This is a genomic window from Ventosimonas gracilis (assembly GCF_001580025.1).
Classification (GTDB): domain Bacteria; phylum Pseudomonadota; class Gammaproteobacteria; order Pseudomonadales; family Pseudomonadaceae; genus Ventosimonas; species Ventosimonas gracilis.
This window is the reverse complement of the sequence record NZ_LSZO01000066.1, coordinates 1-21,824: the sequence shown is the minus strand read 5'-3', so window position 1 is coordinate 21,824 and position 21,824 is coordinate 1. Positions and strand designations below refer to the sequence as shown.

General features: G+C 56.9%; 18 protein-coding genes and 1 pseudogene. 9 read left to right on the top strand and 10 right to left on the bottom strand.

The window, feature by feature from the left end; all coding sequences use genetic code 11:
* The first annotated feature begins 34 nt into the window (after positions 1-34).
* Positions 35-931, top strand: a complete 897-nt coding sequence (locus AXE65_RS03675) for a 5'-nucleotidase (protein ID WP_068388263.1) — start codon at positions 35-37, stop codon at positions 929-931.
* Between the two features lie 6 nt (positions 932-937).
* Here AXE65_RS03675 and rnhA read toward each other — a convergent pair whose 3' ends face one another.
* Both rnhA and AXE65_RS03665 read right to left on the bottom strand, forming a co-directional pair.
* Complete coding sequence (gene rnhA, locus AXE65_RS03670; RefSeq protein ID WP_068388260.1) at positions 938-1,378, bottom strand: ribonuclease HI; 441 nt, start codon at positions 1,376-1,378, stop codon at positions 938-940.
* Positions 1,379-2,143 (bottom strand): class I SAM-dependent methyltransferase, encoded by a 765-nt coding sequence (locus tag AXE65_RS03665; RefSeq protein WP_068388258.1) that lies wholly within the window; start codon positions 2,141-2,143, stop codon positions 1,379-1,381.
* A gap of 58 nt (positions 2,144-2,201) precedes the next feature.
* On the opposite strand from AXE65_RS03665, the gene gloB reads away from it, so the two are divergent.
* Positions 2,202-2,969 (top strand): hydroxyacylglutathione hydrolase, encoded by a 768-nt coding sequence (gloB, locus tag AXE65_RS03660; RefSeq protein WP_068388255.1) that lies wholly within the window; start codon positions 2,202-2,204, stop codon positions 2,967-2,969.
* Between the two features lie 114 nt (positions 2,970-3,083).
* On the opposite strand, the gene AXE65_RS03655 is transcribed toward gloB, so the two are convergent.
* Together AXE65_RS03655 and AXE65_RS03650 are read right to left on the bottom strand one after the other, a co-directional pair.
* Positions 3,084-4,244, bottom strand: coding sequence for a hypothetical protein (locus AXE65_RS03655; RefSeq protein ID WP_068388251.1), 1,161 nt, complete (start codon positions 4,242-4,244; stop codon positions 3,084-3,086).
* A gap of 5 nt (positions 4,245-4,249) precedes the next feature.
* Positions 4,250-4,582, bottom strand: a complete 333-nt coding sequence (locus tag AXE65_RS03650) for a hypothetical protein (RefSeq protein WP_068388249.1) — start codon at positions 4,580-4,582, stop codon at positions 4,250-4,252.
* A 314-nt stretch (positions 4,583-4,896) separates the two neighbouring features.
* On the opposite strand from AXE65_RS03650, the gene AXE65_RS03645 reads away from it, so the two are divergent.
* The 5 genes from AXE65_RS03645 (at position 4,897) to AXE65_RS03625 (ending at position 14,451) form a co-directional block, all read left to right on the top strand.
* Positions 4,897-6,183: an MdtA/MuxA family multidrug efflux RND transporter periplasmic adaptor subunit gene (locus AXE65_RS03645; RefSeq protein ID WP_068388246.1), complete on the top strand. Its 1,287-nt coding sequence runs from the start codon at positions 4,897-4,899 to the stop codon at positions 6,181-6,183.
* The gene (locus AXE65_RS03640) at positions 6,180-9,272 is read left to right on the top strand and encodes an MdtB/MuxB family multidrug efflux RND transporter permease subunit (protein WP_068388242.1); all 3,093 of its coding nucleotides are present in this window, start codon (positions 6,180-6,182) and stop codon (positions 9,270-9,272) included. The genes AXE65_RS03645 and AXE65_RS03640 overlap by 4 nt, the downstream gene beginning before the upstream one ends.
* On the top strand, positions 9,269-12,361 hold the full coding sequence (locus tag AXE65_RS03635) for an efflux RND transporter permease subunit (protein ID WP_068388239.1): 3,093 nt from the start codon (positions 9,269-9,271) through the stop codon (positions 12,359-12,361). The genes AXE65_RS03640 and AXE65_RS03635 overlap by 4 nt, the downstream gene beginning before the upstream one ends.
* A complete protein-coding gene (locus AXE65_RS03630; RefSeq protein ID WP_068388236.1) occupies positions 12,358-13,770 on the top strand; it encodes an efflux transporter outer membrane subunit in 1,413 nt (470 codons plus the stop codon). The genes AXE65_RS03635 and AXE65_RS03630 overlap by 4 nt, the downstream gene beginning before the upstream one ends.
* Before the next feature lie 147 nt (positions 13,771-13,917).
* Positions 13,918-14,451 (top strand): BON domain-containing protein, encoded by a 534-nt coding sequence (locus AXE65_RS03625; protein WP_068388234.1) that lies wholly within the window; start codon positions 13,918-13,920, stop codon positions 14,449-14,451.
* Positions 14,452-14,519: 68 nt separating this feature from the next.
* Here AXE65_RS03625 and asd read toward each other — a convergent pair whose 3' ends face one another.
* From asd to AXE65_RS03595, 6 genes and pseudogenes are all read right to left on the bottom strand, one after another.
* Positions 14,520-15,632, bottom strand: coding sequence for an aspartate-semialdehyde dehydrogenase (gene asd / locus AXE65_RS03620; RefSeq protein WP_068388231.1), 1,113 nt, complete (start codon positions 15,630-15,632; stop codon positions 14,520-14,522).
* A gap of 120 nt (positions 15,633-15,752) precedes the next feature.
* The gene (locus AXE65_RS03615; protein WP_068388228.1) at positions 15,753-16,703 is read right to left on the bottom strand and encodes an alpha/beta hydrolase; all 951 of its coding nucleotides are present in this window, start codon (positions 16,701-16,703) and stop codon (positions 15,753-15,755) included.
* A 6-nt stretch (positions 16,704-16,709) separates the two neighbouring features.
* Positions 16,710-16,988, bottom strand: a pseudogene (locus AXE65_RS03610) (metallopeptidase TldD-related protein); the annotation flags it as partial.
* 23 nt (positions 16,989-17,011) lie between these two features.
* Positions 17,012-18,355, bottom strand: coding sequence for a metalloprotease PmbA (gene pmbA / locus AXE65_RS03605; protein ID WP_068388223.1), 1,344 nt, complete (start codon positions 18,353-18,355; stop codon positions 17,012-17,014).
* Between the two features lie 2 nt (positions 18,356-18,357).
* Complete coding sequence (tldD, locus tag AXE65_RS03600; RefSeq protein WP_068388220.1) at positions 18,358-19,800, bottom strand: metalloprotease TldD; 1,443 nt, start codon at positions 19,798-19,800, stop codon at positions 18,358-18,360.
* Complete coding sequence (locus AXE65_RS03595) at positions 19,793-20,635, bottom strand: carbon-nitrogen hydrolase family protein (protein ID WP_068388218.1); 843 nt, start codon at positions 20,633-20,635, stop codon at positions 19,793-19,795. Before AXE65_RS03595 ends, tldD begins: the two co-directional genes overlap by 8 nt.
* Before the next feature lie 106 nt (positions 20,636-20,741).
* Between AXE65_RS03595 and AXE65_RS03590 the strand changes: the two genes are divergently transcribed.
* On the top strand, positions 20,742-21,422 hold the full coding sequence (locus AXE65_RS03590) for an AzlC family ABC transporter permease (protein ID WP_068388216.1): 681 nt from the start codon (positions 20,742-20,744) through the stop codon (positions 21,420-21,422).
* Complete coding sequence (locus AXE65_RS03585; protein WP_068388213.1) at positions 21,419-21,727, top strand: AzlD domain-containing protein; 309 nt, start codon at positions 21,419-21,421, stop codon at positions 21,725-21,727. The genes AXE65_RS03590 and AXE65_RS03585 overlap by 4 nt, the downstream gene beginning before the upstream one ends.
* The last annotated feature ends 97 nt before the right edge of the window (positions 21,728-21,824 follow it).

The window sequence follows — 21,824 nt, the reverse complement described above, 5'->3', positions numbered from 1 at the left end:
AATATTGCACAAGTATTTTTAAGGAGAGGCGACTATGGCCAAAGCACTTGACGACAAGCTGGTACTGGCGATTTCCTCACGGGCGCTGTTTGATTTGACGGAAAGTCACCAAGTCTTTGAAAGCCAAGGCGTAGAAGCCTACCGCCAATATCAGATTGAGCACGAAGACGAGATTTTAGCGCCGGGCGATGCCTTCCCGCTGGTGAAAAAACTCCTCGCGCTCAATAGCCAGCTTGAGCGCGCACCGGTTGAGGTCATCCTGATTTCACGCAACAGTGCCGATACCGGGCTGCGTGCGTTTAATTCCATCCAGCATTATCAGCTTGGCATTTCCCGCGCCGCCTTTGTGAGCGGGCACAGCCCAGACCCGTATTTGTCGGCCTTTGGCTGTCAGTTGTTTCTTTCTACCCACGCCGATGATGTACGTAGTGCGCTGGCGGCGGGTTTCGCCGCGGCGACCATTTTGTCTGGCGGCGCGCGCCGTGCACAAAACAACGAACTGCGCATTGCCTTTGACGGTGATGCGGTGCTGTTTTCCGATGAGTCCGAGCGCGTTTATCAGCAGGGCGGCCTTGAGGCTTTTCAACATCATGAACAGGATGCGGCCAAAGAGCCTCTGCGCGGTGGGCCGTTTAAGCCGTTTCTCGCCGCGCTGCACCGTTTGCAGCAGGAGTTTCCCGCAGGCGACAGCCCCATCCGCACGGCGCTGGTGACGGCGCGCTCTGCGCCTGCGCATGAACGGGTGATTCGCACGCTGCGCGACTGGAATATCCGCCTTGATGAGTCGTTTTTCTTAGGGGGGCTGGAAAAATCGGCGATTCTGGAAGCCTTCGCCGCCGATATGTTCTTTGACGACCAGGTCGGGCACTGCGAAAAAGCACGCGGTCATGTTGTCACCGGCCACGTGCCGCACGGCGTCAGCAACGAATAACGCGCCCTACTTGGGCACGCCCCGTCTTGCCAGTTGGTCGGCGCGTTCGTTGCCGGGATGACCGTTATGGCCGCGCACCCAACACCATTCAATCTGCTGATGACGCGCCATCTGTGCATCCAAGGCTTGCCACAGGTCGATATTTTTTACCGCGCTGCCGCTGGCGGTGCGCCAGTTACGTTTCTTCCAGTTGGGCAGCCATTCGTTAATGCCGCGAATAAGGTATTGCGAGTCGCTGGAGAGGCGAATAGTGGCCGGTTGTTCTAAAAACGCCAAAGCGCGAATGGCGCTGAGCATTTCCATACGGTTATTGGTGGTCGCCGCTTCGCCGCCATAAAGCTCCTGCTCGCGTCCGTCCGGGTAAATCAGCAAAACGCCCCAGCCGCCGGGTCCGGGATTACCTTGGCAAGCGCCATCGGTGAAAATTTCAATGCGGTTATCCGCCATTTAATCGTTCCTGTCGGTTTCGTTGTTTAAGGAAGGTATCGGCACCCGTTTGCCGACCGGCGCACGTTTGGGCTTGGGCAATGGGCGCAGTCCCACGCCGATTTTGCGTGCCATCAACAGATAAAAACCACCGCCAAACAGCGGCAGACGGGTCAATCCGCGCTCCAACGCGGGTTTTTTCGATTGCCACAGTGCGCCCGAAAGCGGCGGACAATAGCCGCCAAAGCGGCGTTTCTCCAGCGCAAAGCCGAGCAGGTGCAGCCAATCGGCAACCCTTGAAGCGCCAATGCAACGTGCATCACGCAGGGCATCTTGGGCGAACCAATGACGCAGCCCCCAAGCGCTCCACGGATTTAAGCCGATAATCCAAAGCTGTCCGCCTGGCCGCACGCAGCGAGCCGCTTCGCGTAGCAGGCCATGTGGCGACAAGCAAAAATCCAGCCCGTGCTGAACAATGACCGCATCGGCGCCGTGGTCGAGCAAAGGCCAAGCCTGCTCGTCGCAGACCACATCCACCCCTGGCAAATTCGCGCCCAGATGCACGCGAAAGCGCGGCGCGCCCTCATTGTTTGCGCGTTCCGGCGACGGGCCATAGTGCACCAGATAATTACCGACAAGACGCGGCAGTTCTTCGGCCAGCAGTAAACGCTCCTGTTGCAAAAGCTGCTGGCCGAGCGTTCCTGCCAGCCAAGCACGGGCGCTTTGCAGCAATTGAACACGCGCGGTCTCATCGGCAGAGCATACTGCGGGGAAAGGTTCAGTCATCGCCGCTTACCTCCGTTACCATAAGACAGCATAACCGCCTATTTAAGATAAAACCGCCATGATAACCCTTAGCCCACTGCCCGCCTTTACCGATAACTACCTGTGGCTGCTGCAAAATCACGCGCAAAAACAATGCGCCGTGGTTGACCCCGGCGATGCTGCGCCGGCGTCCGATTGGCTGGCGGCGCATAACGGCTGGCAGCTTACCGATATTTTGATCACGCACCATCACGGCGATCATATCGGCGGCGTTAAACGCCTCAAACAAGCCACCAATGCCCGTGTTTTTGGCCCGGCCAATGAAAGCATCCCTGATTGTGACCAGCGCTTAACGGGTGGCGAAGTGATCACGGTACTTGGCCTTGAGTTGCAAATACTCGCCGTACCCGGTCATACGCGCGGGCATATCGCCTATTACCACGAAGATAAACAAAGGCCTTCACTATTTTGTGGCGATACGCTATTTGCCGCCGGTTGCGGACGGATATTTGAAGGCACAGTCGAACAAATGTACCAATCACTGATGCAACTAGCCGCATTGCCGGATAACACGGCCGTTTATTGCGCTCACGAATACACGCTTAGTAACTTGCGCTTTGCCGCCGCGGCAGAGCCGAACAATCTGCATATTAAGCAGCGCCTCGCCGAAGTGATGGATTTGCGTGAAAAAGGCGGTATCAGTTTGCCGTCCACCTTGGCGATTGAGCGGCAAACCAATCCTTTTTTACGCTGTCATTTACCTGCGCTTGCTGAGCCATTGCCGATTAAAGATAAAACGCCGCAAGCGGTATTTGCTTATTTACGCCATTGGAAAAATACGTTTTAGCGCTATGGATTAATACCCCACTCCCACTTGTAGGGGCAGGGTTTGGGATCTGCAAATCTTTGTGTTTAGCACGGCTATAGTGTTGTTGCTGTATATTGACAATCTCCTGAAATGTCAAGTTCTTTTATTCGGTTTTTGTAAATCCTGTGTAGTAGCTGTAACTTTGATATGCAAGCTGTGTAATACCGATTGCAGATAGCTGTAAATATCAGCCGCTGCCTGATTATCGGTGGATGTAAAGTTACCCCCGTTCTTTTGGTAGGTTGCGATAAAACTTAAGTAATGATCGTCATCCACATCAATGGCGGCAATCCATTGAAACTCTTTGTCTTCGTTTAAGTGCAAAGCCAGGTATCCCTGTCGGCAACCTGAGCTGATGCTCTCGATGAGTGTGTCAAGCGTCTTTCCCGCGTTGTCCTTGGGTAATACTTGAGTGCGGAAAAACCGCAAAAAATCTTGATTTTTTTGATGGTCACTGGCTATGCCGGGAAGCAGTTTTTTCAGCAGATCAAGTTTTGAATTACCCGCAGCTTTTGCATTAAGCGGATAGCGATGCAATCTAATATCGATTACCCCGCTAAAATCATTTCGCGCAAAATAGAGTAGCATTTGTTCAGAATAAAACCGAACTTCAGTTAAATTTTCCGTACTGGGCAGGCTAAAATAAGCGCAGTCAATCGGCTGGGCGGCTTTATCAAGTTTTTCTTGCAATGCTTTTTGTTGTTCGGCTTGTTGCTTTTGTTCTTCTTCCATGCGCACTTGTTGCAAGGCTTGCGAATAGTTTCCGTTCAATTGCAGATTTTCCAATAATGCCAGGAAATATTGCAGGGTCGCTACCGTCTCTTCACGCCTTAGTTTTTCTGTCTCCCAAATGTTTTCACTCGGTGGATAGCATGCATCGTCGATGCTGAAGGTGATTGAAGTATGCAGATAGTGATTTTTATCCAAATCGATTACACCCGCCAAGATGCATTGCAGTGGCTTCTTGATAGAACCGATGGTCAGCAACAGTTGGTGCTTGCCTATCTCATACTGATCAATCGCAGCACCGCGTTTATTGGGGAAATGCCCGGAGTGACGGAAAAGTTCCTCAAAGTCTTTACGCTTCCTATCCTCTTCGGTTTTTTCCAGCACGCGCAGGCTGATATAGCAGTCTCCTTTGCCGATGGTTCGGGGCATTTTTATATACAGATAGCCCGCGCGGCAAAGTATCGGTGTAATTTTATCCGGTTTCGGCAGACGAAAACAAACGCAATCGATGATTTCAGTATTCATTCCTGCTACCTTCCCAGCAAAGATGAAAAAGATGAAATAGCCATGCCAAATATAACAAGAGCACTGATGGCGACAAACACAAAAGCCGCCACGGTAAGCAGTGAAATGGTTATGGCAAATACCGCCAGGCGTTTTTTGTTTTTTCTCTTTAATAAAACCGCTATGGCAAGAACAAGGCTGATCAATGCGGCTGCCATAGTCGCAATTATGTAGGGGGCACTCAGTCGCCCTATCATCAATCCCAGCGCCAAAAATATCGCCGCCAGCAAACTGAAGACAAAGGCAACAATGGCGAGCCTTGAATGTTTTGCGGACTGTTCGTTTGGCGGATTATCCATACTCTGGCAGGGCTTAATCGTACTGTTGTGGTTAATTGGGTGGTAATCATGCGTGTGGGGTTTGCCGTGGGTCAAGCCGGTATCAGCGATTTGTGGTGAAACCGTGCTGTCTTGCGCTATCCCCTGGAGGAGAGCAAAACGCCTTGGCCTGCTCTTTGCAGCGCATCCCTTAATCCGCACCCTTGTGGTTCAATAGGCCCCTGCCAGGCAAGCATTGCCATTGCTTATCATTTAGTATTGACTGCCGCTCAAATCGCGCCGCCAGCGCCAAGCCTCCTTGCCCGTTCTTAGTGTTTAATTGACGACCTTAGCTTATGACCCATTCTCCCCTTTCCCGTCGCCTTGTGCTGTTCGTGTTGTTCGCCTGTGTGTTGGGGGCATTGATTGGGTGGTTTTGGCTAAAACCGAGTAACCCAGGCAAACCTTCGGTAAACCGTGCGGGCGGCTCATTAATGCAGCCTTCAGGCGCTCGTTTTGGGCGCGGGAGTTTTTCTCCACCGGCCATTCCGGTTCGCGTGGTTGCCGCCAAGGAAGGCGATTTTGCGCTCTATTACAAGGCGCTTGGCACGGTCACGGCGCAAACTACGGTAAATGTGCGGGCGCGGGTGAGCGGGCAGTTGCAAGAGCTGCGCTTTGAAGAAGGCCAGCAGGTTGAAAAAGACCATGTGCTGGCGTTGATTGACCCACGCCCCTATCAGGTGACTTTGCAGCAGGCCAAAAGTGCGGTGCAGGAAAGCGCCGCGCTGCTGCGTAATGCGCAGATTGACCTGGAACGCTACCGCAAGTTGCATCAGGAAGACAGCATTGCGCGGCAAACGCTCGATACCCAGCAGGCGCAGGTCAATCAATATGAAGCGGCGCTTGCCCGCCAGCAGGCGTTGCTGGCCGAGGCGCAGCTTAATTTGGACTTTACTCAAGTAAGAGCGCCGGCGGCGGGCAGGCTGGGGCTACGCCAGGTTGATGTCGGCAATCTGGTGGGTCCTGCGGACGCCACGCCCTTGGTCGTTATCACGCAAACTCGCCCGATCAGCTTAAGTTTTACTTTGCCGGAACGTGACCTGCCGCCGGTGCTTCGCGCCTTTCGTCAAGCTGAGCCATTAAAAGTCGAGGCCTGGGATAGGGAAGAGCGCCACAAACTCGCCGAAGGCGTACTGCACAGTCTGGATAATCAGATTGATATCAATACCGGTACGCTGCGTTTTAAGGCGCAGTTTGCCAATGCGGATGAAAGCCTGTTCCCCAATCAATTTGTCAATGTGCGCCTGCTCGTTACCACGCTTAAAGACGCGGTGCTGCTGCCTTCCGCCGCCGTGCAGTACGGCACTGGCGGCACTTTTGCCTTTGTGGTGACAGAAGAAGACGGCCAAAGCAAGGTGCATTTGCGCAACTTGCAACTGGGCGCAGAAGACGGCGGCCAGGTGGTTATCCAAAGCGGCTTGAAAGCAGGCGATAAAGTGGTATTGGAAGGCGTTGACCGGCTGCGCGAAGGCGGCCTGGTAGAAGTGGTGAAAGACGAAAGCCGCGCGGATGACGCGGCACAAGCCGCGCACCCTCTGCAAGACCAGGCCGCGCCACAATCGGGCGAAGAGCCAGACGCATGAACCTGTCGCGGCTGTTTATCCTAAGGCCGGTTGCGACCACCTTAAGCATGCTGGCGCTGCTTTTGGCCGGTATTTTGGGCTTCAGGCTGCTGCCGGTGGCCGCGCTGCCACAGGTGGATTACCCGACCATTCGCGTGTTGACGCTCTACCCCGGTGCCAGCCCTGAGGTGATGGGTACCGCGGTGACGGCTCCGCTGGAGCGCCAGTTCGGGCAAATGCCTGGCCTTGAGCAGATGACCTCAAACAGTTCCGGCGGCGCATCGGTGATTACGCTGCGTTTTTCGCTGGAAGTGCCGCTGGAAATTGCGGAACAGGAAGTGCAAGCCGCCATTCATGGTGCCAGCAATTTGCTGCCGATGGATTTGCCCACGCCACCGGTTTACAACAAGGTCAATCCCGCCGATACGCCGGTTTTAACACTGGCGGTCACTTCACCGACCATGCCGCTGCCGCGTCTGCACCATCTGGTCGATACGCGGATGGCGCAAAAGCTTGCGCAAATCGGCGGCGTGGGCATGGTCAATCTGGCCGGTGGGCAGCGCCAAGCGGTGCGAATTACGGTGAATGTGGAGGCTTTGGCGGCGAACGGCCTAAACCTTGCCGATGTGCGCGCACTGATTGGCAGCAGCAACGTTAATCAGCCCAAAGGCAGCTTTGACGGCAGCACCCGCACCGCCATGCTCGATGCCAACGACCAGCTTCGCTCGCCCGAGGAATACCGCGAGCTGATTTTGGCCTTTAAAGACGGCGCGGCACTGCGCTTGGGCGATGTCGCGCAGATTGACTACGGCGCGGAAAACAACCGCCTCGCCGCTTGGGCGGGCGACCTGCCTGCCGTGATTGTCACCATCCAGCGCCAGCCCGGCGCGAATGTGATCGAGCTGGTCGAACGTATCGAGCAATTGCTACCAGCGATTGTCCAGGCGCTGCCTTCCGGCGTTAAGGTCTCCATCATTGCTGACCGCACGCAGACCATCCGCGCCGCCGTCAAAGATGTGCAGTTTGAATTGCTGCTGGCGGTCGCGCTGGTGGTGATGGTGACTTTTTTGTTTCTGCGCCGCTTGTCCGTGACCCTGATTCCATCGGTCGCCGTGCCGCTTTCACTGGTCGGCACTTTTGCGCTGATGGTGCTGTTTGGCTTTTCCATCAACAACCTCACGCTGATGGCGCTCACCATTGCCACCGGTTTTGTGGTCGATGATGCCATCGTCATGCTGGAAAATATCGCGCGGCACCTGGAGGCAGGGGAAAGCCCACTGCAAGCGGCGCTCAAAGGCGCAAAACAGATAGGTTTTACGCTGATTTCATTGACCTTTTCTCTGGTTGCGGTGCTGATACCGCTGCTGTTTATGGCCGATGTGGTCGGCCGCTTGTTCCGCGAATTTGCCATTACCCTGGCGATCGCCATTTTATTATCGCTGGTCGTCTCGCTAACCCTTACGCCGATGATGTGCGCGCGTTTATTAAAGCCAGAAACAAGCGCACAAAACGGGCGTTTTTTCCGCGCCATCGGCGCTTTTATCGATGGGATGATCGCCGGATACGGCAAGCTATTAACCGTCGTGTTACGTCATCAGCCACTGACTTTACTGGTCGCGCTGGCAACCTTGGGTCTGACCGTGCTGCTCTGGATAGCCGTACCCAAGGGCTTTTTTCCGCTGCAAGATAGCGGTCTGTTGCTGGGCATTTCCGAAGCGCCGCAATCGATTTCCTTTACCGCCATGAGCCGCCGTCAACAGGCGCTGGCCGATGTGATCCGGCAAGACCCGGCGGTTGGAAACCTTGCCTCTTATATCGGTATCGATGGCGATAATTTAACGCTTAACAGCGGCCGGTTGTTGATTAGCCTAAAGCCCCATAGTGAGCGGGACGAAACCGCCAGCGAGATTATCGAGCGGCTTAATCAAAAGCTTGCCAGCGTGCAGGGCATTCGCCTGTATCTGCAACCGGTGCAGGATTTAACCATTGAAGACCGCATCAGCCGCACGCAGTTTCAGTTCACCCTGGAATCGCCGGACGCGGCTTTGCTGCGTGTTTGGAGCGAGCGGCTGCTAAATGAGCTTGCCGAAAAGCCCGAACTGCGCGATGTGGCGAGCGACCTGCAAAGCCAAGGGCTGCAAGTGTTTTTAACCATCGACCGCGATTTGGCCGGACGCCTTGGCATCAGCGTGGCGCAGATTACCGATGCACTGTACGACGCTTTCGGGCAAAGGCAGATTGCCACCATCTTTACCCAATCGAGCCAGTACCGCGTGGTATTGCAGGCGGCTAGCGCCGGGCAAATCGGCCCAAAAGCGCTGGAGCAAATCCACGTAAGCGCTGCCAACGGGGCGCAAGTGCCGCTTTCCACCCTCGCCCGGATCAGCCAGCAAAACGCCGAGCTTGCCATTACCCATATCGGCCAATTTCCCGCCGTTGGGCTGTCTTTTAACCTCGCGCCCGGGGTTTCTTTAGGTGAAGCGGTCGCCGTGATTGAAAAGGCGCAGCAGGACATCGGCCTGCCCGCTTCAGTGCAAAGCCGCTTTCAGGGCGCGGCGCAGGCGTTTCGTGCCTCGCTTGGCAGCACGCTCTGGCTGATACTCGCAGCCCTGGTCACCATGTATATCGTGTTGGGGGTGTTGTATGAGAGCTATATTCACCCGATCACCATTCTCTCGACGCTGCCTTCTGCTGGAGTAGGCGCACTGCTGGCGCTCTTGATGGCTGGGCAGGATTTAAATCTGATTGCCGTCATTGGCATTATCTTGCTGATCGGTATTGTCAAGAAAAACGCCATCATGATGATTGACTTTGCCTTGGAGGCGCAGCGCAGCCAAGGCATGAGTGCTTTTGATGCCATTTACCAAGCGGCGCTTTTGCGCTTTCGGCCGATTTTAATGACCACCCTCGCTGCACTCTTTGCCGCTATTCCGCTGATGTTTGCCAGCGGCTCTGGCGCTGAACTGCGGCAACCTTTGGGATTGGTGATGGTCGGCGGCTTGCTCGCCAGCCAAATCTTGACACTGTTTACTACGCCGGTGATTTACCTGTACTTCGACCGACTGGGCAAGGGCTTTTACTCCCAAGGGCTGGTGGAGCGGGGAAGGTGAACCTGTCTGCCCCGTTTATCCATCGTCCGGTCGCCACTATGCTGCTGTCGCTCGCCGTGGTATTGCTGGGAATGCTTGCCTATCGACTGCTGCCGGTCGCGCCGCTGCCAGAGATGGACATGCCCGCCATCACGGTGCAGGCGAGCCTGCCCGGTGCCAGTCCGCAGGTGATGGCTTCATCGGTCGCAACGCCATTGGAGCGCGCCTTTGGGCAGATTGCCGGTATCACGCAGATGAGCAGCCGCAGCAGCCAAGGCTATACGCGCATCAGCCTGCAATTTGAAACGGGGCGCGACATTAACGCCGCCGCGCGGCAAGTGCAGGCGGCCATCAATACCGCCGCGCCGATGATGCCGTCCGGCATGCGCAGCCTGCCGAGCTACCGCAAAGTCAACCCGGCTTCTGCGCCCATTATGATTTTGGCGCTCACTTCAGATACCTTGGGCAAAAGCGAGTTGTACGACTTTGCCTCCACCGTGCTGGCGCAGAGCCTTGCGCAAGTGCTTGGCGTGGGCGAGGTGCAGGTCGGCGGCAGTTCCTTGCCCGCGGTACGGGTCGAGCTTGAGCCGCATTTGCTGGCGCAGTACCGCATCAGCCTGGATGACATCCGCCGCAGCATCAGCGCTACCAATGTACGTCGCCCGCTCGGCATGACCGCTGACAGCGAGCGGCAATGGCAGATACAAGCCAATGACCAGCTTACCCGCGCGGCGGACTATCAAACGTTGATTATTCGCCAGCAAGACGGCGCGATTTTGCGCCTGTCTGATGTCGCCAATGTGCGTGATGATGTAGAAGACCGTTTTAACAGTGGCTTTTTTAATGAAAAAGAAGCGGTACTGTTAGTGATTAAACGGCAAAGCGGCGCGAATATTATTGAAACCATCGAGCGTATTAAACAGCAACTTCCGGCGCTGCAAGCGCTATTGCCGGAAACTGTGCGCATCAGTTTGGCAATGGACCGCTCGCCGATTATCCGCGCGACCTTGCATGAAGCCGAGCGCACTTTATTAATTGCCGTGGCGCTGGTGATTGGCGTGGTGTTTTTGGCGCTGGGCAATTTGCGCGCTTCATTGGTTCCGGCGCTGGCGATACCGGTTTCCTTAATTGGCACTTTTGCGGTCATTTATCTGCTGGGTTTTTCGCTCAATGTACTTTCTTTAATGGCCATGATTGTCGCCGCAGGGCTTGTGGTTGATGATGCCATTGTCGTGCTGGAAAATATCGTGCGTCATATTCGCCAAGGTAAAACGCCGCTAAAAGCCGCGCTCGACGGTACGCGCGAAGTGGGCTTTACGCTGCTGTCGATGAACCTGTCGTTGGTCGTGGTGTTTATTTCCATCCTGTTTATGGGCGGCATTATCAGCAGCTTTTTTAAAGAGTTTGCAGTTACCTTGACGGTAGCCATTTTGGTTTCTTTGTTAGTCTCTTTAACCTTGACGCCGATGCTCTGCGCGCGCTGGCTAAACGCCGAACAAGAACGCCAAAGCGGAAAATTGCAACGCTTTAGCAATCAAATCAACGCGGCTTTAATACGCTTTTATCGCGGCACTTTGGATGTGGTTTTACGTTATCCGGAGATAACCTTGGTATTTTTCTTGGCGACTATCGCAGTTAATATTTATCTTTATATCGCCGTGCCGAAAACCTTTTTACCGACACAAGATACCGGTCAGTTAAATGGTTTTATTCGCGGCGACGATGGGCTTTCCTTCAGCGCCATGCAGCCGAGCATGGAAGCCTTTCGCGTATCGATCAATAACGACCCGGCGGTTGAAAACGTGGTGGGGTTTATCTTCGGCAATAACGCCTTTATGAGCGTGCGCTTAAAGCCGTTAAGCGAGCGCCAAGAGCCTGCCGATAAAGTGATTGAGCGGCTGCGCAAAAATCTGCCGAAACTGCCCGGGGCGCGCTTGTTCCTCTCAGCCGACCAAGATTTGCTGTTCGGCGGCGCACGCATCGATGACAGCTCGCAGTACCAATACCTGCTGCAAAGCAGCGAACTGTCTGCGCTGCGCCAGTGGCTGCCAAAAGTCGCCAGCGCCCTTAAAGCGCTGCCGGAATTGACCGATGTCAGCGATGTGGGTGACGGCGCGTTACAGGTCACGCTTGCCGTTGACCGCGAACAAGCCAAACGCCTTGGCATCGATATGGCAACGGTCAGCGCCGCGCTCAACAACGCCTACAGCCAGCGGCAGGTGGCCACCATCTACAACGCGCTCAACCAATACCGCGTGGTGATGGAGGTCGCCCCGCAATACGCGCGTGACCCCAGCAGCCTAAGCCGCGTGGAGCTGATCGCGGCGAGCGGACAGCGCGTGCCGCTATCGGTTATTGCCCGCTATGACTACAGCCTGGAAGAAGACCGCGTTAGCCACGAAGGCCAGTTCGCCGCCGAAAGCCTCTCCTTTGCGCTGGCGGAAAACGTCCCGCTAGAACAGGCCACGCTCGCCATTGAACGCGCCATTGCCGCCATCGGCTTGCCCGATGAAGTCATCGGAAGGATGAGCGGCGCGGCGGATGCCTTTAAACAAACCCAGCAAAGTCAACCCTTTATGCTGCTGGCTTCGCTGCTGGTAGTCTATCTGCTGCTGGGTATCTTGTATGAAAGCTACATCCACCCGCTGACCATCCTCTCGACCCTGCCCTCGGCAGGCGTAGGCGCGCTTTTAACCATTATTGTGCTGGGCGGGCAGTTCAGCCTGATTTCCCTGCTGGGGTTGTTTTTGCTGATTGGTATCGTCAAGAAAAACGCCATTTTGATGATTGACCTTGCCCTGCAACTGGAACGCGAACAGGGCATGACCCCGCGTGATTCCATCCGTGAAGCCTGTTTGCTCAGGTTGCGGCCGATTTTGATGACCACTTTCGCCGCCATTTTGGGCGCACTGCCGCTGCTTTTTGCCAGTGCCGAAGGCGCGGAAATGCGAAGACCCTTAGGCATAGCGATTATCGGCGGACTATTGCTCAGTCAACTGTTAACCCTGTACAGCACGCCGGTGGTTTATCTGTATCTCGACCGCGCCCGCCACCGTTTTAACCACTGGCGCGGACGCAAAACCGATGCCGCTTTCGGAAACCCGCTATGAATGCCCGCTTGTTCCTGCCCTGTGCCGCGTTAGTGTTAACCGCCTGCACGGTCGGCCCTAACTACCAAGCGCCAGCGCTTAAGCTGGCCGATGCTTATCGCCATATCGAAGGATGGAAAACCGCGCAGCCTGCCGATGAGATTGAACCAGGCGCTTGGTGGCAGTTGTACCGCGACCCGTATCTGGATGCGTTAATCGAGCGGATGCAAGCGGGCAACCAAAGCCTTGCCGCCAGCGAAGCGCGCTACCGAGGAGCCCGCGCACTGGTGCAAGGCAGTCGCGCCCGCTTGCTGCCACAGCTGCGCCAAGGCGCGGATCAAACCCGAAGCGGCAATCAGGGCGCGGTGAATAACAGCTACAACCTAAGCACCAGCGCCAGTTGGGAGATCGACCTCTGGGGCAAACTGCGCCGCCAATTAGAGAGCGATAAAGCGAGCCTTGATGCCAGCGCCGCCGACCTTGCCGCCGTGCACTTAAGCCTTGCCGCGGAACTTGCCGAAAACTACCTGCAACTGCGCGTGCTCGACGAACAAAAACGCCTGCTTGTGCGCAGCGTAGAAGCCTATCGGCGCTCGCTGAAACTCACCGAAAACCAATACCAGGCGGGCATCGTGCCCAAATCTGACGTAAGCCAAGCACTCGCGCAACTGAAAAGCACCGAAGCGCAGTCCATTGACCTCGAATACCGCCGCGCGCTGCTGGAGCACGCCATTGCCGTGCTGCTGGGCATGCCTCCATCCGACTTTGCCATTGATGAAGTCGCGCAGCTTCCGCATCTGCCCGCTATCCCGCCTGAGTTGCCGTCCGCCCTGTTAGAGCGCCGCCCGGATATTGCCGCCGCGCAGCGCCGCGTGATCGCCGCCAACGCCAGCATAGGCGTAGAACAAGCGGCCTGGTATCCCGACTTAACCCTGTCCGCCAGCGGCGGCTGGCGCAGCGGCACGTTCGACCAATGGGTCAGCGCACCCAACCGCCTCTGGTCGCTGGGCAGCGCCTTTGCCATGCCATTGTTTGACGGCGGGCGCATCCGCTCGCGCGTGGCGCAGGCCGAAGCGGCTTACGAACAAACCGTCGCCGACTACCGGCAAAGCGTGCTGCAAGCCTTGCGTGAAGTTGAAGATGCGCTGGTCGGGCTTGCCGTACTCGAACGCGAATATCAGGTTCAGCAAGAAGCGCTCGCCGCCGCAGAGGAATCGCTGCGCCTGATCGAAAACCAATACCGCTTTGGCACGGTTGACTACAACAGCGTTATCAGCGTACAAACCAGCGCACTTTCCAGCGAACGCAGTCTGCTGGAACTCAAAAACAGCCAACTGGCCGCAAGCCTCGACTTGCTCAAAGCCTTAGGGGGCGGCTGGCAACAAAGCCTGCTGCAACAAGAGCCGTCAATGCAGCCGGTGAACCGATGAACCGCTGCTTTTTTTGGTGGGAGAGGGCAAAACATAAGCGAACCGTTCGTCTGTTGGCTTGTCAAAGGCTAGCCGTAAGCAGACACTGTGGCGGACGTATCCACTATCCACTTCAATGGAGGTCACCAGCTAACTATGAGCCATGTAATGAAGCGTTACTTTGATATTGCCACCGTTCTGGCCTTTTTGTTGTTGGTCAGCGCCTGCGGCAATCGCAGCTTGGGCAGCAAAATCGATGACCAATTTATCGCTTCTGAGGTCGTCAAGGCGGTAGAACGGGCGCATCCTGACCTGCCCGGCCCGACTTCGCATATCGTCGTCAGCAGCTATAACGGCGTAGTACTGCTGGGGGGGCAGACCCCGCGGGCGGAATTAAAAGCACTGGCCGAACGGGCGGCGCGCGGCGTGCGGGGTATCAGCAAACTGCATAACGAACTGGAAGTCGCGCCACCCACCACGTCCTTGGTACGCGGCAACGATGCGTTGCTGACCAGCAATATCAAGGCGCAACTGCTCGCCGACAGCCGGGTAGCCAGCACCAAGATAAAAGTGATTACGGAAAATGGTGTGGTATTCCTGCTCGGCATCGTCACCCACCAACAGGCCAGTGATGCCCTCGCCGTCGTCCAAAACGCCGCGGGCGTGCAGAAAATAGTCAAACTTTTTCAGTATCTGGACTGAACTCCCCCTCTCCCGCAGGCGAGCGGGAGCGGTGTTTCCCCCTCCCATTTATGGGAGAGGGGAGGGGGTTATTGCTCCAGCAATATCCGCAGCATGCGCCGCAGTGGTTCGGCGGCGCCCCAGAGCAGTTGGTCGCCTACGGTAAAGGCCGAAAGGTACTTAGCTCCCATATTGAGTTTGCGCAGCCTGCCGACCGGCACATTCAAAGTGCCACTAACAGCACTTGGGGTTAGCTCGCGCAAGCTGGCTTCACGCTGATTGGCAATCAGCTTAACCCAAGGGTTATGCGCGGCAATCAACCCTTCAATATCAGCAAGCGGCACATCCTGCTTTAACTTCAAGGTCAATGCTTGGCTATGGCAGCGCATCGCGCCGATGCGCACGCAAATGCCGTCAATCGGCACAGGATTGTCCGAACGTCCCAGCAGTTTGTTGGTCTCAAACTGGCCTTTCCATTCCTCGCGGCTTTGCCCGCCGGGCAGCTCGCTGTCTATCCAGGGCAGCAAGCTACCCGCCAGCGGTGCGCCGAATTGTTCGCAAGGGAAATCCACGGCGCGCATGGCGGATGTCATCTGACTTTCAATCGCCAAAATACTGCTTGCCGGATTATCCAAACTGGCCTGCACGCTTTGATGGATAGCGCCCATCTGGCGGATTAACTCGCGCATATGCTGCGCGCCCGCGCCGGAGGCGGCCTGATAGGTCATGGCACTCATCCACTCGACCAAGTCCGCCGCAAACAACCCGCCAAGCGCCATCAGCATCAGGCTGACGGTGCAATTGCTGCCGATGTAGTTTTTCACCCCGGAGGCCAGCGCCTGGTCAATCTGCTTGCGGTTAAGCGGGTCGAGCAGCAGCACGGCATCTTGGTTTTGCCGCAGCGCTGAGGCCGCATCAATCCAGTAGCCTTGCCAACCTTCGGCGCGTAACTTGGGGAAAACCGCTTTGCTGTAATCACCGCCCTGGCAACTGATAATCACATCAAGGCGCTTAAGAGCCTGCACATTGTAAGCATCTTGCAATGGCGGGCAGTCCTGCCCAATGGCGGGTGAGGCGCCGCCGACATTGGAGGTGCTAAAAAATACCGGTTCAAACTGCGCAAAATCCTTCTCTTGCTGCATGCGCTGCAACAGCACTGAACCTACCATCCCGCGCCAGCCGACCAAGCCTGCTGATTTCATTGCCGTTACCTTTGCTGCCGGTTAAACAATCGTCAAGGGTAGCGAATGTGGGTATTAAATGGAAATACCACGTTTGCGCCCCTCTCCCCAACCCCTCTCCCGCAAGCGGGAGGGAGCGTTTTAATGCATTGCCTGCTGCTTTAGAAAATCCACAATCCGCCCAATGGCAAAGTCCGACTGTTTGAGCAGGCCAGTGTGGAAGTGAAAGACGTGCCAGAGTTTCGGGTAGCGTTCCAGCTGTACTTGCACTCCGGCTTTTTGTGCCTGTTCGGCCAGACGCAGGCTGTCGTTGCGCAGCAGTTCGTCTTCACCGGTTTGCAGTAAGAGCGGCGGTAGCACGGATAAATCCATATCCAGCGGAGACAGGCCACTTTGCAGGATGACTTCTTCCGTTAGCTCGCCGGGCGTTGGACTGGACAGCGATTGCACCTGTTTAAGCCAGCGCGGATTCAGCATGGGGTCGCCTGCTGGCGGTTGGTGCATTTGGTCGCAGCGCGGGTCAACCAGTGGGGAGAGGCAAATCAGCGCGGCGGGCAGTGGCTCGTTGTTTTTCGCCAAGGCCAAAGTGGCGCACAGGGCTAAATGCCCGCCTGCCGAATCGCCGCCGATAAAAATCCGCGTGTAGGGGTAACGCTCGTGCAAGGCGCGGCAGACCGCCAAAACATCGTCTACTGCGGCAGGCAGACGGTTTTCTGGCGATCGGCGGTAGTGAGGCACACAAATGGGCAGCTTGACTCGCTCTGCCAGTGCGCCGCACAGAGGGCGGTGCGAGCGTGGCGAGCCCAGTAGAAAACCACCGCCGTGCAGGTAGAGCAAGAGACTGCCTCCAATCGCACCCTCGGGATTGTGCCATTCGCAACGTATCCCGCCGAGCGTTGCTTCACGGCGTCGCACACGCCGCGCAAAGGGGCGGCAGGAGGCGCAGAGTAACTCCAAGATGCCGCGTTGTACGGCAATCGGGGTAGGCGGCTGTATCAGTCCGCGGAAAAACAACCTCAGGTTCGCGCGTAAAAAGCCACGCAACAAGGGTTGTCCAGGGTCTTGGGCGATAAATTCACCAGTAACATTCATAAGGGTTTAGCTCCCTGCAACGGTCATTTCCTCAATTAGCACGCTACCGCTGAAAGTCGTGCCACGTTTTTCTACATCACTGCCAATCACCACAATATTGGCGAAGATGTCTTTTAGATGGGCGGCGATGGTTACTTCTTCGACGGAAAACTGAATTTCGCCGTTTTCCACCCAAAAACCCGCCGCGCAAATAGTCACGGGTTAAGCGCCGGCGCCCATCAGTTCTGTCACTAACAGACCGCGCCGCATGCGTTTTATCAGTGCCGTTTGGTCGTCTTGCCCGTGGTCGTGTGCGGCACCATAAAGGCTTAACTCCCTGCAACGGTCATTTGCTCAATTAGCACGCTACCGCTGAAAGTCGTGCCGCGTTTTTCTACATCACTGCCAATCGCTACAATATTGCCGAAGATGTCTTTTAGATGGGCGGCGATGGTTACTTCTTCGACGGGAAACTGAATTTCGCCGTTTTCCACCCAAAAACCCGCCGCACCGCGCGAATAGTCGCCGGTGACCAGATTAACACCGCCGCCCATCAGTTCTGTCACTAACAGGCCGCGTCGCATGCGTTTTATCAGTGCCGCTTGGTCGTCCTGCCCGTGGCTGACAAACAGGTTGTGTACGCCACCCGCATTGGCGGTGCTGGGCATGTTCAGCTTGCGCCCGGAATAGGTGCCCAGCAGATAGCTTTGCAGCACGCCGTCTTTAACCAGCGCTTTGTCAAAGGTGGCAAGGCCATCGTTATCGAAAGCGGCGCTGCCCAAGGCCCCCGGGATATGCGGGCGCTCATCGATGGCGAGCCATTCGGGGAATAGTTTTTGCCCCAGCGCACCTTCTAAAAAAGAGCTGTGCCGATACAAATTGCCGCCGGAAATCGCGGCAGTGAAATGGCGAAACAACGAGCCTGCCAGTTCGGCGGCAAATAATACCGGCACGTTCGCCGTGGGTACTCGCCGTGCGCCCAGACGTCTGGCGGCGCGCAGGGCCGCTTGCTGGCCGATGCTGCTGGCCGATTGCAGCGCTGCGGCGATGCGGCTGCTGTCGTACCAGTAATCGCGCTGCATCTGCTCGCCTGTTCCGGCAATCATGACGCAGCTTGCGCTGTGCCGCGTTCCGGCAAAACCACCGATAAAACCGTGACTGTTGCCGTAGACGTGCAGCCCGCGCCAGCTATCCACCGAGCTGCCGTCACCCTTGCTGATGCGTTGGTCGGCGGCAAAGGCGGCCGCTTCTGCGGCCAGCGCGCGGTCAATCGCTTGCTCTGCGGTGATCTCCCACGGGTGCCAAAGGTCAAGGTCGGGCAGCGTTGTTGCCATGAGGTTTGCTTCGGCAAGACCCGCGCAGTCGTCCGCTGAGGTATGGCGAGCAATGGCGAGTGCGGCGGCGACCGTTTCGCGCACGGCTCCCGTGCCTGCCTGCGAGGTGCTGGCGGAACCTTTTTGCTGCCCCACGTACAGTGTGATGGAAAAACCTTGGTCACGGTTAAACTCGACCGTTTCCACCTCGCCTTCACGCACACTAACCGAGAGCCCTTCGCTTAAACCTGTCGACACTTCGCAGGCACTTGCCCCTTGACGCTTGGCTTCTTCAATAATTTCATTAACTTGCGCCTCAAGCTGCGGCAAGTCTTGTGGGCGGATTTGTGTTTGGCTCATGGCTATTCTCCGGTTCCGCCCACGGTAATGGCATCGATTTTTAGCGTGGGCTGACCGACCCCGACCGGCACCGACTGGCCGTCTTTGCCGCAAGTGCCAATGCCGCTATCGAGCGCCCAATCATGGCCGACCATCGAGACCTGCTGCATGGTTTGCGGGCCGTTGCCAATTAAAGTGGCACCTTTAACCGGATGGCTGATTTGGCCGTTTTCAATCCAGTAAGCCTCGCTGGTTTCAAAGACGAATTTGCCGCTGGTGATGTCCACCTGCCCGCCGCCCAAACTCGCGCAGTAAATGCCTTTTTTGACCGAGCGGATGATTTCCTCAGGGTCTGACTCGCCGGCTCGCATATAGGTGTTGGTCATCCGTGGCAGCGGCAGATGAGCGTAAGATTCGCGCCTGCCATTGCCGGTGCTCGTCGTGCCCATCAGGCGAGCGTTAAGTTTGTCCTGCATATAGCCTTTGAGTACACCGTTTTCAATTAATACCGTGCATTGGCTGGGCGTGCCTTCGTCGTCAATGGACAGCGAACCGCGCCGTCCCATTAAAGTGCCGTCATCGACGATAGTGCAGAGTTTGGAGGCGACTTGCTCGCCAACCCGCCCGCTGTAGGCGGAGCTGCCCTTGCGGTTAAAGTCCCCTTCCAGCCCGTGGCCGACCGCCTCATGCAGCAATACGCCAGACCAGCCAGGCCCCAGCACCACCGGCAGCGTACCGGCGGGTGCCGGTCTTGCCTCAAGATTGACCAAGGCTTGGCGCAGCGCTTCACGGGCATAATGCATGGCGCGGTCTTGCTCAAGGAAGAACGCATAATCGCAACGCCCGCCGCCGCCGTAGCTGCCGCGTTCGCGGCGACCGTTTTGTTCCACGATCACGCTGACATTAAGGCGCACCAGCGGGCGGATGTCGGCGGCCAGCGTGCCGTCACTGGTGGCGATTAAAATCTGCTCGAAACTGCCGCCCAAGCTGATGGAAACCTCGCGGATACGGCTGTCCAGCGTGCGCACCTGTGCATCAATGCGTTTAAGCAGCGCGACTTTTTCTTCACGCGCCAATACCTGCAAAGGATTGGCCGCGCTGTACAAAGCCGGTGCGTTCGCAGGCACCGCCACCTGCACCTGCACATGACTGCCGCTACGCACGATGGAACGGGCGGCTTTGGCTGCGCCGCTAAGCGCCGCCGGTGAAAAACTGTTGCTGTAAGCAAAGCCGGTTTTCTCACCGCTCTGCGCCCGTGCGCCGACGCCCTGGTCAAGCTGGAAGCTGCCCTGTTTGACGATGGAGTCTTCCAGCGTCCAGCTCTCGCTGATTTGCTGCTGAAAATACAAATCGGCCGCGTCAATCCCCGCGCCGCACAGTTCGCCCAAAAGGGCAGGCAAGTGGTCTAAAGACAGTTCGGCGGGGATAAGCAGTTGCTGGCTAACGGTGGATAACAGTTCAGGCATCAGTGCTCTCTAATACGGGAATGGGGAAACGCCGCTGCTGATCAAGCGGCATACGCTGGCGGATGGCTTGCTGTGCGGCGGCATCACGGCGGGCGAGGATAATCCCGCAGCCCGCGGCGCGTTCGCCCAGCACGCAGCCCCAGGGGTCAATAATCATCGAATGGCCGTGGGTCTGCCGATGGCCTGGGTGGTTGCCGCCTTGTCCGGCTCCGAGCAGGTAGCACTGGGTTTCAATCGCCCGCGCACGCAGCAGAATGCTCCAATGCGCGGTGCCGGTCACAGCGGTAAAAGCAGCGGGCACGCAGATAATATCGGCACCATTTGCCCTTAATGCAGTAAAGAGTTCGGGAAAGCGAAGGTCATAACAGATGGACAGCCCAACGCGGCCAAAGGGCGTATCGGCCAGCGTGAGCTGATTGCCAAAGGCATAATCGTCCGACTCGCGGTAACGCACGCCATCGTTTGGCACATCGACATCAAACAGATGCAGCTTGTCATAGCGCGCCACGCGCTCGCCTTGATCGTTGAACAACAGCGAACAGGCGCGCGGTTTAGCATCCGGGCAATCATCCGGCGGCAATGGGATGCTACCGGCGACCAGCCAGAGCCGAAGGTCTCGGCAAGTCTGTTTAAGCCAAGGCAAAATCGGCCCGCTGCCAGCCGCCTCGGTGCGGGCGAGCGCGGCCATATCGCGCCTACCCATAGCGGCAAAGTTTTCCGGCAGCAGCGCAAACCTCGCGCCCTGTTCGGCAGCCTGCTCCAACAAGTGGCGGGCAGCGGCGAGATTAGCGTTCACATCCGCCCCGCTTGCCATCTGAATCACGGCAAGAGACATAAGGGACTTTCCTTCAAAGGAAAGCCGCGAGTGTAGCCTAAGCCTGCGCCGCTGAATAACCCAAACGCTCTGCTGAGAAGCTATTAACTCGCTAGAATGCCCGCCCATGCTGCCCTCGCTAACCCCCGCTACCCGCATTGGCCTTTCCATTTCGCTGGCAACCGGTTTGTACGGTATTTCCTTTGGCGCATTGTCGGTTGCCGCCGGGCTGAGTGTCTGGCAGACAGTGGCGCTGTCACTTTTAATGTTTACCGGCGGTTCGCAATTTGCTTTTGCTGCGGTGATCGCTGGTGGTGGCAGCGGTGCGGCGGCACTGGGGGCGGCCAGCCTGCTTGGCATCCGCAACGCACTTTATGCGATGCAGGTTAACCGCCTGCTGCGCCCAAGTGGCATTAAGCGCCTTCTGGCAGCGCAGCTTACCATCGATGAATCCACCGCAACCGCCGTTTCTCAGCAGGATAAAGACGAACAACGGCGCGGCTTTTGGGTCGCCGGAATAGGCGTATTTGTGCTGTGGAATCTGTTTACCCTGCTCGGTGCACTGCTTGGCGATGCGCTGGGCGACCCGCGTCAATTTGGCTTGGACGGTGCTGCGGTAGCGGCCTTCCTGGCATTGCTCTGGCCGCGCCTACGTGACTTGGAGAGCGCCTCGCTTGCTGTTTGCTGCGCGCTTGCGACCACTTTGTGCTTGCCTTGGCTACCTGCGGGTGTACCAATACTGATTGCCGCACTGGTCGCCGCGCTGTGGTCGTTTTGCCTGCCTTATCTGCGTAAAGATCGCGCATGACGGTGACTTGGGATTGGCTGCTGCTGGCCTGTTTACTCGCGTTTGCGACCAAACTAAGCGGCTATCTGCTGCCCGCAAGATGGCTTAAAGGCGCGCGTATGCAGCGTATCGCCAGCGCCATGACCATCGGGCTGCTGGCTTCACTGGTGACGCTTAATACCTTAGGTTCAGCCATGACGTTTGACGCACGCCTGGGCAGCCTCGCCGTCGCCATGGTCGCGTTATGCTTGCGAGCATCTTTTTTACTGGTTGTTATCCTGGGCGCGGGAACGGCGGCGCTGCTGCGCTTTTTTGGATGGGGTTAGGGTCTGCTCCCGCTTCAAACGTGGCCGCGACGGAGCCAGATTTTGTGCGCAGCAAGGCGCGAGAAGAGAAATTTGCTCATGCAAATGAACGACGAGC

Bases quoted from the DNA above. Each gene is read 5' to 3' on its own strand.
- AXE65_RS03675 (WP_068388263.1), top strand. From the start codon at position 35: ATGGCCAAAGCACTTGACGACAAGCTGGTACTGGCGATTTCCTCACGG.
- rnhA (WP_068388260.1), bottom strand. From the start codon at position 1,378: ATGGCGGATAACCGCATTGAAATTTTCACCGATGGCGCTTGCCAAGGT.
- AXE65_RS03665 (WP_068388258.1), bottom strand. From the start codon at position 2,143: ATGACTGAACCTTTCCCCGCAGTATGCTCTGCCGATGAGACCGCGCGT.
- gloB (WP_068388255.1), top strand. From the start codon at position 2,202: ATGATAACCCTTAGCCCACTGCCCGCCTTTACCGATAACTACCTGTGG.
- AXE65_RS03655 (WP_068388251.1), bottom strand. From the start codon at position 4,244: ATGAATACTGAAATCATCGATTGCGTTTGTTTTCGTCTGCCGAAACCG.
- AXE65_RS03650 (WP_068388249.1), bottom strand. From the start codon at position 4,582: ATGGATAATCCGCCAAACGAACAGTCCGCAAAACATTCAAGGCTCGCC.
- AXE65_RS03645 (WP_068388246.1), top strand. From the start codon at position 4,897: ATGACCCATTCTCCCCTTTCCCGTCGCCTTGTGCTGTTCGTGTTGTTC.
- AXE65_RS03640 (WP_068388242.1), top strand. From the start codon at position 6,180: ATGAACCTGTCGCGGCTGTTTATCCTAAGGCCGGTTGCGACCACCTTA.
- AXE65_RS03630 (WP_068388236.1), top strand. From the start codon at position 12,358: ATGAATGCCCGCTTGTTCCTGCCCTGTGCCGCGTTAGTGTTAACCGCC.
- AXE65_RS03625 (WP_068388234.1), top strand. From the start codon at position 13,918: ATGAAGCGTTACTTTGATATTGCCACCGTTCTGGCCTTTTTGTTGTTG.
- asd (WP_068388231.1), bottom strand. From the start codon at position 15,632: ATGAAATCAGCAGGCTTGGTCGGCTGGCGCGGGATGGTAGGTTCAGTG.
- AXE65_RS03615 (WP_068388228.1), bottom strand. From the start codon at position 16,703: ATGAATGTTACTGGTGAATTTATCGCCCAAGACCCTGGACAACCCTTG.
- pmbA (WP_068388223.1), bottom strand. From the start codon at position 18,355: ATGAGCCAAACACAAATCCGCCCACAAGACTTGCCGCAGCTTGAGGCG.
- tldD (WP_068388220.1), bottom strand. From the start codon at position 19,800: ATGCCTGAACTGTTATCCACCGTTAGCCAGCAACTGCTTATCCCCGCC.
- AXE65_RS03595 (WP_068388218.1), bottom strand. From the start codon at position 20,635: ATGTCTCTTGCCGTGATTCAGATGGCAAGCGGGGCGGATGTGAACGCT.
- AXE65_RS03590 (WP_068388216.1), top strand. From the start codon at position 20,742: ATGCTGCCCTCGCTAACCCCCGCTACCCGCATTGGCCTTTCCATTTCG.
- AXE65_RS03585 (WP_068388213.1), top strand. From the start codon at position 21,419: ATGACGGTGACTTGGGATTGGCTGCTGCTGGCCTGTTTACTCGCGTTT.